Origin of the sequence: Pseudomonas sp. Ps21-P2 (assembly GCF_039672565.1) — a bacterium.
GTDB lineage: Bacteria > Pseudomonadota > Gammaproteobacteria > Pseudomonadales > Pseudomonadaceae > Aquipseudomonas.
On the sequence record NZ_JBDFPL010000003.1, the window covers coordinates 422,215 to 435,848 of the forward strand.

Sequence of the window (13,634 nt, forward strand, 5' to 3'; positions counted from 1 at the left end):
GCCGTCCAGCCTCGCGCCTCGGGATTGATCGGATCAGGCAAGAAAACCACCGGATCGCTCTATGGGTTGCCCGGGCCGCGCCATGAAGATGTGCATCGCACACTTCATTTGCGCCATGCCCTGGCGCCGGAGACATTCATGAAACAGCTGATGATGGGGCTGGCCTTGCTGGTCAGCTCATTCGCGACAATGGGAGCCGATATGTCCAACGGAGCTGACAACTTCTACACCAGTGAACAGGTCACCCGGCAGAAGGTGACGTTCAACAACCAGTACCAGATGAAAACAGTGGGCAACCTGTTCGTGCCGAAGGACATGATCAGTGGCCGCAAGTACCCCGCGATCATCGTCGGCCACCCCATGGGCGCCGTGAAGGAGCAGAGCTCGAACCTGTACGCGCAGAAACTGGCCGAGCAGGGTTTCATTACGCTGGCCATCGACCTGTCCTTCTGGGGCGAAAGCGAAGGCCGGCCGCGCAATCTGGTGTCCCCCGAGATCTACGCCGAAGACTTCAGCGCCGCCGTCGATTACCTCGGCAGCCAGGGCTTCGTCGATCGCAACCGCATCGGCGTGCTGGGTATCTGCGGCAGCGGCAGTTTCGCCATCAGCGCTGCGAAGATCGACCCACGCATGAAGGCCGTCGCGACCGTGAGCATGTATGACATGGGCGGCGTCAATCGCAACGGCCTGCAGCATTCGGTCAGTGTCGAGCAACGCAAAGAAGCCATCGCGGCCGCCGCTGCACAACGTGATGTCGAGTTTGCCGGTGGCAAAACCCAGTACACCAGCGGCACCGTGGACACACTCACCGAACACTCCAACCCGATCGAGCGTGAGTTTTACGATTTCTACCGGACCCCACGTGGCGAGTTCACCCCGAAGGGCCAGTCGCCGGAGTTGACCACGCATCCCACGCTGACCAGCAACGTGAAGTTCATGAACTTCTACCCGTTCGCTGACATCGAGACGATTTCACCGCGGCCAATGCTGTTCATCGCCGGCGAGAACGCCCATTCCCGTGAGTTCAGCGAGGAGGCTTATCGCCTGGCCGGTCAGCCCAAAGAGCTGGTGATCATTCCGGGTGCCGGGCACGTGGACTTGTATGACCGGGTGGATCTGATTCCTTTCGACAGGCTCACGTCTTTCTTTCAGACCCATCTGAAGTAACTCTCAGACTGTTCAAGACGGCTCGATCCGGTCACGTGCCGGATCCTGCCGGAACGGTCCTTTTTGTTGCACGCGCGGTTTTGCGCGCCGTTTGTTGATCACTGGCCCCGCTGCATGGCGGGGCTGAATGAGCTGGAGCATGTTCATGGGCACCCCCGCTGTATCGATGACCGAAACAACCCACCGTGTGTGGGGCGCCGTGCTGGCGATGTCGCTGTGCGCGTTCGCGCTGGTCGCGTCCGAGTTTTTACCGGTCAGTCTGCTGACGCCCATTGCTGCCGACTTGAGCCTGACCGAAGGCCAGGCAGGTCAGGCGATCTCAATCTCGGGATTTTTTGCGGTGGTCACCAGCCTGTTTCTGTCTGCGCTGACCCGTGGGCTTGATCGCAAGCCGGTGCTGCTGACCCTGACTGCGTTGCTGATCGTTTCGGGGGCAATGGTTGCCTTCGCGCCGAGTTACCCGGTGCTGATGTTCGGTCGGGCGGTGCTGGGTGTTGCGATCGGCGGTTCATGGTCGATGAGCACGGCGGTGATGATGCGCATTGCCCCCGAGTCGATGGTGCCCAGGGCCATCGCCATGGTGCAGAGCGGCACGGCGCTCGCCACCGCCGTTGCGGCGCCTCTGGGCAGTTTTCTGGGCGGGCTGATTGGTTGGCGCGGCGCGTTCTTCTGTGTGGTCCCGCTGGCTGCATTGGCGCTGTGCTGGCAGGCCTTCACGCTGCCGCGCATGCCCAGTGAGCGCTCGTCCGGTTCGACGACGGACGTGTTTCGATTGCTGGGCCGCGCGAAGGTGGTCTACGGGATGGCGGCGGTAGCCTTCCTGTTCATGGGTCAGTTTGCGCTGTTCACCTACCTGCGGCCGTTTCTGGAATCGGTGACCAGAGTCGATGTGCCGAAGCTGTCGATCCTGCTGCTGATCATCGGCGCCTCAGGGCTGGCCGGGACGCTGATGATTGGCGCCGTATTGGCAAAAAGTCTGTACCGGGTACTGATCGCCATTCCGGTGCTGATGGCGGGCATTGCCATCGCGCTGCTGGCGTGCGGTCAGTCATTTGCCATGACCGCGGTGATGCTCGGGGCCTGGGGTCTGATCTCGACCTGTGCGCCGGTGGGATGGTTCACCTGGCTGACCCGCACGCTGCCCAAAGACGCCGAGGCGGGAGGCGGGCTGATGGTCGCGGTGATCCAGCTGGCGATCACGCTGGGCGCAACAGCGGGTGGCTTGCTGTATGACGGGATGGGCTACAGCGCGACATTTATCGCGAGCGGGGTGTTTTTGCTCGTCGCCGCGCTGTTGGCGTGGAAGGTGTCGCGGACCGCAGCGGTAACTGCATGAAGCGTTCAGGAGGCGTGACGCAGTCATGCGCCACGCTGCAGCCTCACTCCTTCACGTCCATGAAATCCTTGGCCCAGGCCACGTAGTTTTCCGGGAAGGTGTAGGTGTGGGTCAGCTCGGTGGCGCTGTGATTCGAGGTGCTGTGGGTGACCTGGCGCTGGGCGCGGAGGCTGTCGTAGGTAGCCTTGATCGCGGCGAAATACGCCGCGTGCCCGGCGACCACCACCCGCACGCCCAGATCGGCGAGGCGCTGGCGGTCATTGAGCTCGGGGTTGCCGTAGGTCACCAGCATCAGCGGCACGGTGAGCTTTTCCGAAATCTGCTCCAGGTGCTCGAAGTCCTTGATGCCAACGATGCAGATGCCGTCGGCGCCGGCCTTTTCGTAGGCCAGGGTACGTTCGATGATGTCCTGGACCGGCAGCACGCCGGCGTTGGTCCGGGCGACGATCGTCAGTTCCGGATCGACGCGGGCTTCAAGGGCGGCCTTGACCTTGCCGATGCCTTCTTCGATGGACACCAGGTCCGTGGATTTGCGGCCGAATTGCGCCGGCAGCAAGGTGTCTTCGATGGTCAGCGCCGCCACACCGGCGCGCTCCAGTTCTTCCACGGTGCGCATGACGTTCAGGGCGTTGCCGTAGCCATGGTCGGCGTCGGCAATAAAAGGCAGTTGCGCGACGCGGCCGATGCGGGTGGCCTGCTCGACGAACTCGCTCAAGGTGATCAACGCGAAATCAGGGGCTGCCAGCACCTGCAGCGACGCCACCGAGCCGCCCAGAATACCGACCTCAAAGCCCAGATCCGCCGCGATGCGCGCCGACATGGGATCGAACACTGAAGCCGTCTCGACGCAGTGCTGCGAAGCCAGCTGCTCACGGAATTTGCGACGCAAAGCGGAGTGGGAAATTCTGGACATAAGGCTTCCTGATTCTGGCCGTCATCTAAATGCCAGCAATGCTACCGCAAATTCAGGCTGAAACGTCTCACCTCGACGAGCGACGTGCATTGATTTGCGTAGGTGGCCGCGCGGCCCCGACCGCCGCAGCGCCTGGGAGGACCGGCTTCAGCCGGGAAGGCGTTTGCATTACACCGAAGAATTGAGGGTGAACACCCCGGCCTCTTCCCGGCTGAAGCCGGTCCCACTGAAACACCACGCGCGCCGAGTGCCGATCGTTCCCACGCTCTGCGTGGTAACGCCGCCCCGGACGCTCCGCGTCCGGCAGAAGACGCGCATTCGAGAACGGGAGGTGACGCGGAGCGTCACAGGCTGCATCCCCACGCGGAGCGCGGGGACGATCTCCACATTTATTTCCCACAGCGTTTTCAGAAATGACCCCAACTGCGCGTAGCCGATCGTGAAGCGACGAACCCAATTTTGAGATGTATACCACTGGGTGGTAGATTTTACTCCACGGGTAGGTAGCCAAATGCAGGACAGGGTTTTCAAAACAAAGGGTTTTTGCTTCGCAGCCAAGAAGGCAGCTATTGAGGACAGCGAGCTTTGCAGTGCAATAAGGGAGGTTTTCAACGGCCAAGCCGATGATCTGGGCGGTGGCGTCTGGAAGAAGCGACTCAACGCTAACCGCCATCGCTCGATCATTTTGGCGAGGGGCAAGTTTTACTGGGTCTATCAGTTTCTGTTCTCGAAACAGACTCAGAGCAACATCAACAGGCAGGAGCTTATAGCTTTCAGAAAGCTCGCCAAGGTGTACGAAAAATTAAGCCGTCAACAAATACAACTGCTCCTGGATCGACAGGATTTCACGGAGATCTGTCATGAAAAAAAGAATTAAGAGCGACGCGCTGGCCTCGGTGCATGAGTCCGCCACTGCTCTGCTGGGTATCGGTGCCATCGACAAGGCCACAATGCGCGAGTTTGATCAGCACTGCATCGCCGAGGTCCCGGCTGCGATAGACCCGGCACAGATCAAAGCCATTCGCGAGGGAAGTCATGTCAGCCAGCCGGTGTTTGCCCGCTATCTGAACACCAGCACCTCCACGATCAAACAGTGGGAAGCGGGGTCGAAGCGTCCAGGTGGCATGGGGTTGAAGCTGCTGAGCATCGTTCAAAAGCATGGACTCGAGGTTCTGGCCTGAGCGCTGGTATCGTCGACCGATTGTTCCCACGCTCTGCGTGGTAATGCCGCCCTGGACGCTCTGCGTCCAGCAGACGACGCGCATTCTGCCCCTTGAGGTGACGCGGAGCATCACAGGATGCATCCCCACGCGGAGCGCGGGGACGATCAAGGGCAGGGCTGACCTCTGCCGCGCTGGGTAGGACCGGCTTCAGCCGGGAAGGGGCCAGACCTTGCGCCGCAATCCCCGAACTGAAAATACCGAAGCAAGCGCTTGCGTGAATCGATTCAGCTGTTCTAGGATTCAGCTGTTCCGAAATATTACAAAGCAATACCCGAGTGCCACCCGCAAAGAGGTGGCCCAGGCATAAAAACAAGAAACCTCGGAGATCCACATGATCAGCTCGTCTGCTCGATTGCCGCGTGTGCTGTCCGCGCTCGTCATTGCTGCTTCATCGGCCGCCCGGCCATGAGTGCCGTCCTCGCTATGTCCCCTCAACCCGTGCTGGAAATGTCCGCCATTTCCAAGACCTTCAACGGCCTGCGCGTGCTGAAAAATGTCGCCCTCAAGGTCTACGCCGGTGAAGTACATGCCCTGATGGGCGAGAACGGCGCGGGCAAGTCGACGCTGATGAAGATTTTGTCCGGCGCCTATCAGGCCGATGTCGGTGGCGAGATCCGCATCGACGGCCAGGCCCTGAGCGCGTTTGACCCGTTGTCCGCCAAAGCACGCGGCATTGCGGTGATCTACCAGGAACTGAGCCTCTGCCCGAACCTCAGCGTCGCCGAGAACATTTACCTGGGCCGCGAATTGCGCCGTGGCTGGAGCATCGATCGCAAGGCGATGGAAGCCGGCTGCGTTGATGTGCTGGTGCGCCTGGGTGCTGATTTCAAACCGTCCACCAAGGTCAGCGTGCTGTCCATTGCCGAGCGGCAACTGGTCGAGATTGCTCGGGCGCTGCACGCCAACGCGAAAATTTTGGTGATGGACGAGCCGACCACGCCGCTGTCGTCCCGGGAAACCGACCGGCTGTTTGCGTTGATCAAACAGCTGCGTGACCAGGGCCTGGCGATCATTTACATCAGCCATCGCATGGCCGAAATCTACGAGTTGTCCGACCGGGTGTCGGTGCTGCGCGACGGCGAGTACGTCGGCATGCTGGAGCGCGACGCGCTATCGGCCGAGGCGCTGGTGAAGATGATGGTCGGCCGCGACCTGTCCGGTTTCTACAAGAAAGAACACGCCGCCTACGACCCCGGCGCGGTCGTCATGCGCGTGCGCGACATGGCCGACGGCAAGCGCGTCAAGCCGTGCAGTTTTGATCTGCACGCCGGCGAAGTGCTGGGCATCGCCGGGCTCGTCGGGGCAGGGCGCACGGAACTGGCGCGTTTGATTTTTGCCGCTGACTCGCGCATCTCCGGCACCCTTGAAGTGGCCGGCAAGGCGATCACCGATCTGCGCAACCCCACCGACGCCATCCGTGCAGGGGTGGTTTACCTGACCGAAGATCGCAAGGCCCAGGGCCTGTTTCTGGACATGAGCGTGCGCGACAACATCAATGTCTGCGCCTGCGTACCCGACGCCCATGCCGGTGGCGTGCTTGATCGGGGACGTGGGGCTAAGCGGGCAATCGAAGCGATTCGTTCACTGTCGATCCGCGTGGCCTCGGGCAAGGTCAATGTCGGCGCGCTGTCCGGCGGCAACCAGCAGAAGGTGCTGCTGGCGCGACTGCTGGAGGTCAAGCCCCACGTACTGATTCTTGACGAGCCAACGCGCGGCGTGGACATCGGCTCCAAGTCCGAGATTTACCGAATCATCAACGAGCTGGCCAAGGCCGGCGTCGGCATTGTGGTGATCTCCAGCGAGCTGCCGGAAATCATCGGCACCTGCGACCGCGTGCTGATCATGCGTGAAGGCGAGCTGGTGGCCGAAGTCGGCGGAGCGTCGGGGGAAGAGATTTCCCAGGAGCGGATCATTGATCTGGCGACAGGCAGCGAGAACGCCCCAGTCACCGCGGCCCACTGCGCCCGCCATGCTTTCGACCACAACATTCAACAACAATAAAAAGGAAACCAGGCCATGAGTCTGCCCCTGGAAAACTCGCCCACCGTTGCCGCCATCAGCAAGCGTGAACGTGCGCGCGAATTGATGCGCACCGTCGGCATGCTGCCGGTGCTGATTCTGTTGCTGATCGGCTTTTCGCTGATGACCGACACCTTCATGAGCTGGCAGAACCTGTCGATCATCACCCAGCAAGCCTCGGTCAACGTGGTGTTGGCGGCCGGCATGACCTTCGTGATTCTGACGGCGGGGATCGACCTCTCGGTGGGCGCGATTCTCGCGGCTTCGGCGGTGGTCGCCCTGCAAGCGTCGATGTCGCCGCAGTTCGGCATGCTCGGCATTGCCGCCGGCGTCGGTTTCGGCCTGCTGCTCGGGCTGGTCAACGGCGGCCTGATTGCCTTCATGCGCCTGCCGCCGTTCATCGTCACCCTCGGTGCACTCACCGCCATGCGCGGTCTGGCGCGTTTGCTGGCCGACGACAAAACCGTGTTCAACCCCGACCTGCCGTTCGCCTTCATCGGCAACGATTCGGTGCTCGGCGTGCCGTGGCTGGTGATCATCGCCGTGGCGGTCATCGTGGTCTCGTGGTTCATCCTGCGCCGCACGGTGATGGGCGTGCAGATCTACTCGGTGGGCGGCAACCCCGAAGCGGCGCGCCTGTCCGGGATCAAGGTGTGGAAGGTGTTGCTGTTCGTCTACGCGGTGTCCGGTGCGCTGGCCGGGCTCGGCGCGGTGATGAGCGCTTCGCGCCTGTTCGCCGCCAACGGCTTGCAACTGGGCCAGTCCTACGAGCTGGACGCCATCGCGGCGGTGATCCTCGGTGGCACTAGTTTCACCGGCGGCGTCGGCACCATCGGCGGCACCCTGATCGGCGCGCTGATCATCGCGGTGCTGACCAACGGCTTGGTGCTATTGGGCGTGTCCGATATCTGGCAATACATCATCAAGGGGATCGTGATCATCGGCGCGGTGGCGCTGGATCGCTATCGCCAGTCCGGTGCGCGAACCTGATTCAACGCTGTCTGGCTGCACGCGTTTCAACGAAGACTCCGACAATAATCACAAGAGAGAACCCATGAACTTCAAACGCAAATTCCCTGCTGTCATGTCCCTGTGCCTGGCCGCGTTGCTGTCCCAGGGCGTTCAAGCCCGCGAGCTGAAAGCCGTCGGCATCACCCTGGGCTCGCTGGGTAACCCGTATTTCGTCACCCTGGCCGACGGCGCCAAGGCCAAGGCCATGGAGCTCAACCCCAATGTCAAAGTGACCTCCGTTTCCGCCGATTACGACCTGAGCAAGCAGTTCTCGCAGATCGACAACTTCATTGCGTCGGGCGTTGACCTGATCCTGATCAACGCCGTGGACCCGAAGGCCATTGCTTCGGCAATCAAGAAGGCCCAGGCCGCCGGCATCAAGGTCGTGGCCGTGGACGTCAGCGCCGCCGGTGTCGACGCCACCGTGCAGACCGACAACGTCGAAGCGGGCAAGCTGGCCTGTCAGTTCATCGTCGACAAGCTGTCGGGCAAGGGCAACGTGATCATCGAGAATGGCCCGCAAGTCACCGCCGTGACTGACCGCGTCACCGGCTGCAAATCGGCCTTCGCCGCCGCGCCGGAGATCAAGATTCTTTCCGACGATCAGGACGCCAAAGGCTCCCGCGAAGGCGGCCTGAACGCGATGCAGGGTTACCTGACGCGCTTCCCGAAAATCGACGGTCTGTTCGCGATCAACGACCCCCAGGCCATTGGCAGTGACCTGGCCGCCAAGCAGCTGAAACGCAGCGGCATCGTCATCACGTCGGTGGACGGCGCGCCGGACATCGAGCAGGCCCTCAAGTCCGATACCTCGATTCAGGCCTCCGCCAGCCAGGACCCGTGGGCCATGGCGCAGCAGGCGGTGGTCATCGGCAACGATTTGCTCAACGACAAGAAGCCGGCTGAAGCGGTCACTCAACTCACGCCGAAACTGATCACCCGCGACAACATCGGTTCCTACAGCGGCTGGTCCAGCAAGCACTGAGACGCAGGCCTGAAGGAGTCGGCGCAGTGATCAAAATGGAAGACGTGGCGAAGCGGGCGCGGGTATCGACGTCGACCGTTTCCCACGTGCTCAACGGCACGCGCAAGGTCAGCGCCAAGACGGTGGAAGCGGTGCAGCGGGCGGCTCAGGACTTGGGCTACATCCCCAACACCCTGGCGCGCTCGCTGGCCCGTTCGCGCACCAACACCATTGGCGTGGCGATTTCGGCGCTGTCGAACCACTATTTCAGCGAGACCGTGCACGCCATCGAAACCGAATGCGCGCGCCACGGCATCATGATGTTGTTCGTCGACACCCACGACGATCCTGCTCAGGAACTGCGCGTGGTGCAGGCGCTGCACCATCGGCGTGTGGACGGCATTCTGCTTGCGCCGTCCAGCGATCCGCAGCAGGCAGCGTTGGCGTACTTGCGCAGCAACGCCATTCCCAGCGTGTTGGTGGACCGGATGGCGGTGGAGGGTTTCGATCAGGTCGGCGTCGAGAATCGCCAGTCCACCGCTGAGTTGGTGACCCACCTCATCGGCCACGGTCATCGGCGCATCGGCATGATTGCCGGGCATCGCGGGCTGAGCACGACGGAGGAGCGTATTGAGGGCTACCGGCAGGCGCTGGTCGAGGCTGATCTGCCGTGGGATCCGCAGTTGCTGATCGACGGCGAGTCGAACAGCGAATCGGCACGTGTCGCCACGTCAGCGCTGTTGCGCCTGAAGCCGCCGCCCACGGCGATTCTGGCGGCGAATAACCTGATGACCATCGGCGCCATGCACGCGCTGCGCGACGCCAGCATTGAGGTGCCGGAGCAGATGGCGCTGGTGGGTTTCGATGATTTCGACTGGGCGGATTTTTTCCTGCCGCGCTTGAGCGTGATTGCTCAGCCGGTGCAGGCCCTGGGCGCGCGGGCGGTGCAGTTGCTGTTGCAGCGCATCGATAAACCCGAGGGCAAACGACTGTCGGAGCGACTGGCGCCGACGTTACGCATTCGCAATTCGTGCGGATGCCTTTAGGCGTCCGCTGACAGGAATGACACCTTCATGAAGCAGCTTGTTTCCCTGGGCATCGACCTCGGCACGTCCGAGCTGAAGGCCATGTTGCTGAGCGCCAAGGGCGAAGTGCTGGCCCAGGCCGGTGCCCGGGTGGAAGTCAGCCGCCGGCAGTCGGGTTGGTCGGAGCAGAACCCGGCCGATTGGTGGCAGGCCTGCCTATCTGCGCTCGGGCAGTTGCGGACAAACGATCCTCAGGCATGGGCGCGGGTCGGTTGCATCGGTTTATCGGGGCAGATGCACGGCGCGGTTCTGCTGGATGCCGCAGAACAAGTGCTGTACCCGGCGATTCTTTGGGACGACTCCCGCACGGTGCTTCAGGCGTCGCAGTTGAACCAAGACTTCCCGGATTACGCGGAGGTCACCGGCAGCCTGGCCATGGCCGGGCTCACTGCGCCGAAACTTCTGTGGATGCAGCAGCACGAACCGCAGCTGTTTGCGCGCATTGCCAGCGTGCTGTCGCCGAAGGATTACCTGCGTTTGCTGCTGACCGGCGAGCAGGTCAGTGACATGTCTGACGCCGCTGGCACGGTGTGGCTGGATGTGGCAAAGCGCGAGTGGTACGCGCCGATGCTCCACGCCACAGGGCTGACGGTCGAGCACATGCCTCGGTTGCTGGAAGCGGATCAATTATCCGCCGGGCTGAGCGCTGAGGCGGCGGATGCGCTGGGTTTGCCGTTGGGTCTGCCCGTGGCCGCAGGTGGGGGTGACAACCCGGTTTCGGCGGTGGGCATCGGCGCGGTCAACGCCGGCGATGCCTTTGTCACCCTCGGCACAAGCGCGGCGATCGTCGCGATCACCGATCATCCGGCGGGCAATCCGGCCAGCGCCGTGCACAGTTTTTGCCACGCGTTGCCGCAGCGCTGGTACACCATGGGCGCGATGCTGGCCGGGGCGAGCTGTCTGCGCTGGGTCACCCGATTGTTGGGTCAGCCCAGTGAGCAGGCCTTGCTCGATCTGGTTCACGCGCAATGGCCGGTCGATCAGCCGGTGGCGATTTCCAGTCCGCTGTTTCTGCCGTACCTGGCGGGCGAGCGCACGCCCCACAACGACCCGCTGTTGCGCGGGGGATTCATGAACCTGGGGCACGACAGCACGCCGGCGATGTTGGGTTACGCGGTGCTTGAAGGCGTCGGTTTCGGGCTGCTGGACGCGATGAACGCCACGTTGTCCGCAGGGGCCACGGTCAACGCCTGCGCCCTGGTGGGCGGCGGGGCACGCAGCGAATACTGGGCGCAATTGCTTGCCAACATCCTGGATCGCGAGGTGTACACCTTGCACGGCAGCGAACTCAGCGCGTGCATTGGTGCCGCGAAACTGGGGTTGCTGTCGATCGGTGAGGGGGCTGAGCTGTTGGGGCAGGGGATGGCGGAGAAGGCGCGGTATCAGCCGATGCCGGCGGTGCAGGATGTATTGAGCGCGCGTTACGGGAAATTCAAAGGCTTGCTGGGTGCGGCGCAGGGATTGCGGGAGTGAGATTCCACCACTCGTAGGCGATTTGATCGTTCCCGCGCTCCGCGTGGGAATGCATCCCGTGACGCTCCGCGTCAGCTTTTGGGACGCGGAGCGTCCAGTGCGGCATTCCCACGCAGAGCGTGGGAACGATCATCAAATCAAAGGCTTCCCGGCTGAAGCCGGTCCTACACCCGGGAAGAGGGCAGCGAGCGCGCCGAAATTTCCGGCTTAAACCTTCATCGTCGGCGGCAGCTCCATCAATTTATCCAGCGTGATCGGCAGGTCGCGAATGCGTTTACCGGTGGCGTGTGAAACCGCATTCGCCACCGCAGCCGCCAGCCCGGTAATCCCGATCTCGCCGATCCCGCGTGCGCCGAATTCGTTGAGCTCGAAGTCCGGGTAGTCCAGCAGGATCACATCGATCTCCGGCTGGTCAGCGTGCACCGGCACCACGTATTCGGCGTAGTTGTTGTTCACCGGCATGCCGTTGCGCTCGTCGAAGTCGGTCGCCTCAAACAGCGCCATGCCGACGCCCATGACGATCGCCCCTTCAACCTGATTGAGCGCGGTTTTCTGGTTGATCACCTTGCCCACGTCGATGGCACTGACCACCCGCGACACCCGCAGCCGTGAGATGCCCGGGTCCCAGCGCACTTCGGCAAAATGCACGCCGAAGGAGCGGAACGAGTGCTTGCTGGTGTCGTTCATGCCGGTTTTCGCTTCACCAAAGGCGCTGCCCTGCTTCTGCGCCTTGAGCACATCGGCGATGGCAAAGGTCTTGTCGCCGCTTTTCAACTGACCCTGCTCGAAGCTCACTTGATCGGCCTCGGCTCCGGCAAACACGCCCTTGGGCGCGGTCGCGAACGCCTTCAGCTGTTCGACGGCCTGGCGGGTGGCTTCGGCGATGGCTGGCAGCACGCTCGCCGTTGCCCATGAGCCGCCGGACACCGGCGCCGGCGGGAACGACGAATTGCCCAGCTCCACTTCGATCCTGTCCAGCGGAATGCCGGTGATGCTGCTGACCACTTGAGCAACGATGGTGTAGGTGCCGGTGCCGATGTCCTGCACACCGCAAATGGCCCAGGCCGTGCCGTCGGCGCGCAGCACGACTTGCGCTTCCGCCGGGGTGCGATAGGCGTCCCAGTTACAGGCGGCCATGCCATAACCGATGATCTCGGTGCCGTCCTTCATCGACCCCGGCGTCGGGTTGCGTTTGCTCCAGCCAAAGCGTTCGGCGGCCTTGTCGATGCATTCCTGCAGATGATTGCTCGACCACGGCAGGTTCTGGCTTTCGTCGCGCTCGGAAACGTTGAGCTTGCGGAACTCAAGGGGGTCCATGCCCACTTTATCGGCCATCTCGTCCATGGCCGATTCCAGCGCGAACAGCCCCGGCGCTGCACCCGGCGCGCGCATGGAGGTGGGCGTGCCGCGATTGACCTCGATGATCTTGTGGGTGACCAGCACATTGGCGCAGCTATAAAGGCTCTTGGTCGAGGTGCCGCAGTTTTCCTTGTACGGGTCGGTGAAGGAGGTGGTGTTGATGGACTCGTGGCGCACCGACACCAGCTTGCCTTTGTCATCGGTCGCCAGGCGCATGCGCTGCCGTGTTTCCGGGCGGTGGCCGGTGGTGGTGAACATCTGCTGACGCGGCACCACCAGTTGCACGGGGCGCTTGAGCACCTTGGCCGCGCCGCAGGCGGCGACCGAATGGGGCCAGATCCACAGCTTGCTGCCGAAGCCGGAGCCAATGAACGGCGCCCGCACCTCGACCTTCTCCGGGATCAGGCCGAAGATTTTCGCCAGGGAATTGCGGTGAGCGACCACGCCCTGGGTGGCTTCATAAACGATCAGGCGCCCGTCTTCCCAACTGGCAACGGTGGCGTGCATTTCCATCGGGTTGTGGGTTTCGACCGGCGTCGAGTAGGTGGCGTCGATGCTGTGGGCGGCGCTGTCGAACGCAGCGGCGGCATCACCCCGGGTGTGGTTCGGGCTGCCGTCCTGCAAGGCGCCGGCTTTTAGGCCCTGGTCGAGATTGGCCACGGCGTCGGTCTTGCTGTAGCTGACTTTGATCTTGTAGGCCGCGGCCCGCGCGTGCTCAAAGGTATCGGCCACCACCAGGGCAACGAACTGCCCGGCGTAATGCACCGTGTCGTCTTCAAACGGCAGACGGCTTTCGTCGGACTTGGCCGCTTTGAGGATTTGCGCGAAGGACATCGGCAGCGTCGAGTTGTGGTAGAGCGAGGGGAAGTTGCCGTGGTGCAGAATCTCCAGCACGCCGGGGGATTTGCGCGCGTCGTCCAGCTTCAGTTCGGTGATCTTGCCGCTGGCGACGGTGCTGAACACGCCGTAGCCGTAAGCCATATTTTTCAGGTGATGGTCGGACGCGTACATCGCGCTGCCGGTGACCTTACGCTGGCCATCGATGCGGCGGGGTGCCGAGCCAATCATTGCATCAGTCATGGTG

At 62.6% G+C, this 13,634-nt stretch carries 11 protein-coding genes; 9 read left to right on the plus strand and 2 right to left on the minus strand.

The annotated features are described in order from the left end of the window. Nucleotides 1-138: 138 nt before the first annotated feature. Both ABEH28_RS09410 and ABEH28_RS09415 read left to right on the plus strand, forming a co-directional pair. Nucleotides 139-1,167, plus strand: a complete 1,029-nt coding sequence (locus ABEH28_RS09410; protein WP_346629760.1) for an alpha/beta hydrolase — start codon at nt 139-141, stop codon at nt 1,165-1,167. Nucleotides 1,168-1,312: 145 nt separating this feature from the next. Next, the gene (locus tag ABEH28_RS09415; RefSeq protein WP_346629936.1) at nt 1,313-2,503 is read left to right on the plus strand and encodes an MFS transporter; all 1,191 of its coding nucleotides are present in this window, start codon (nt 1,313-1,315) and stop codon (nt 2,501-2,503) included. Nucleotides 2,504-2,546: 43 nt separating this feature from the next. Here the strand turns inward: ABEH28_RS09415 and ABEH28_RS09420 are convergent, their stop codons facing one another. Further along, the gene (locus ABEH28_RS09420) at nt 2,547-3,416 is read right to left on the minus strand and encodes an oxaloacetate decarboxylase (protein ID WP_065986037.1); all 870 of its coding nucleotides are present in this window, start codon (nt 3,414-3,416) and stop codon (nt 2,547-2,549) included. A 511-nt stretch (nt 3,417-3,927) separates the two neighbouring features. Between ABEH28_RS09420 and ABEH28_RS09425 the strand changes: the two genes are divergently transcribed. The 7 genes from ABEH28_RS09425 (at nt 3,928) to xylB (ending at nt 11,191) form a co-directional block, all read left to right on the plus strand. Beyond that, complete coding sequence (locus tag ABEH28_RS09425) at nt 3,928-4,293, plus strand: type II toxin-antitoxin system RelE/ParE family toxin (RefSeq protein ID WP_282370988.1); 366 nt, start codon at nt 3,928-3,930, stop codon at nt 4,291-4,293. Beyond that, complete coding sequence (locus ABEH28_RS09430; protein ID WP_172612482.1) at nt 4,277-4,597, plus strand: DNA-binding transcriptional regulator; 321 nt, start codon at nt 4,277-4,279, stop codon at nt 4,595-4,597. The genes ABEH28_RS09425 and ABEH28_RS09430 overlap by 17 nt, the downstream gene beginning before the upstream one ends. 465 nt (nt 4,598-5,062) lie before the next feature. Then, a complete protein-coding gene (locus ABEH28_RS09435) occupies nt 5,063-6,640 on the plus strand; it encodes a sugar ABC transporter ATP-binding protein (protein ID WP_346629761.1) in 1,578 nt (525 codons plus the stop codon). A gap of 15 nt (nt 6,641-6,655) precedes the next feature. Further along, nucleotides 6,656-7,648, plus strand: coding sequence for a ribose ABC transporter permease (locus ABEH28_RS09440; protein WP_346626346.1), 993 nt, complete (start codon nt 6,656-6,658; stop codon nt 7,646-7,648). 64 nt (nt 7,649-7,712) lie between these two features. Continuing rightward, nucleotides 7,713-8,654 (plus strand): ABC transporter substrate-binding protein, encoded by a 942-nt coding sequence (locus ABEH28_RS09445; RefSeq protein WP_346629762.1) that lies wholly within the window; start codon nt 7,713-7,715, stop codon nt 8,652-8,654. Between the two features lie 26 nt (nt 8,655-8,680). Beyond that, nucleotides 8,681-9,679 carry a LacI family DNA-binding transcriptional regulator gene (locus ABEH28_RS09450; protein WP_346629763.1) on the plus strand — a complete coding sequence of 333 codons (999 nt, stop codon included), beginning with the start codon at nt 8,681-8,683 and terminating at the stop codon, nt 9,677-9,679. Nucleotides 9,680-9,706: 27 nt separating this feature from the next. Next, nucleotides 9,707-11,191, plus strand: coding sequence for a xylulokinase (xylB, locus tag ABEH28_RS09455; protein ID WP_346629764.1), 1,485 nt, complete (start codon nt 9,707-9,709; stop codon nt 11,189-11,191). 207 nt (nt 11,192-11,398) lie between these two features. On the opposite strand, the gene ABEH28_RS09460 is transcribed toward xylB, so the two are convergent. Beyond that, complete coding sequence (locus ABEH28_RS09460) at nt 11,399-13,630, minus strand: xanthine dehydrogenase family protein molybdopterin-binding subunit (RefSeq protein ID WP_346629765.1); 2,232 nt, start codon at nt 13,628-13,630, stop codon at nt 11,399-11,401. Nucleotides 13,631-13,634: the final 4 nt, after the last annotated feature.

Coding starts and splice junctions, on each gene's coding strand:
- ABEH28_RS09425 (WP_282370988.1), top strand. CDS start 3,928: ATGCAGGACAGGGTTTTCAAAACAAAGGGTTTTTGCTTCGCAGCCAAG.
- ABEH28_RS09435 (WP_346629761.1), top strand. CDS start 5,063: ATGTCCCCTCAACCCGTGCTGGAAATGTCCGCCATTTCCAAGACCTTC.
- ABEH28_RS09415 (WP_346629936.1), top strand. CDS start 1,313: ATGGGCACCCCCGCTGTATCGATGACCGAAACAACCCACCGTGTGTGG.
- ABEH28_RS09410 (WP_346629760.1), top strand. CDS start 139: ATGAAACAGCTGATGATGGGGCTGGCCTTGCTGGTCAGCTCATTCGCG.
- ABEH28_RS09420 (WP_065986037.1), bottom strand. CDS start 3,416: ATGTCCAGAATTTCCCACTCCGCTTTGCGTCGCAAATTCCGTGAGCAG.
- xylB (WP_346629764.1), top strand. CDS start 9,707: ATGAAGCAGCTTGTTTCCCTGGGCATCGACCTCGGCACGTCCGAGCTG.
- ABEH28_RS09445 (WP_346629762.1), top strand. CDS start 7,713: ATGAACTTCAAACGCAAATTCCCTGCTGTCATGTCCCTGTGCCTGGCC.
- ABEH28_RS09430 (WP_172612482.1), top strand. CDS start 4,277: ATGAAAAAAAGAATTAAGAGCGACGCGCTGGCCTCGGTGCATGAGTCC.
- ABEH28_RS09440 (WP_346626346.1), top strand. CDS start 6,656: ATGAGTCTGCCCCTGGAAAACTCGCCCACCGTTGCCGCCATCAGCAAG.
- ABEH28_RS09460 (WP_346629765.1), bottom strand. CDS start 13,630: ATGACTGATGCAATGATTGGCTCGGCACCCCGCCGCATCGATGGCCAG.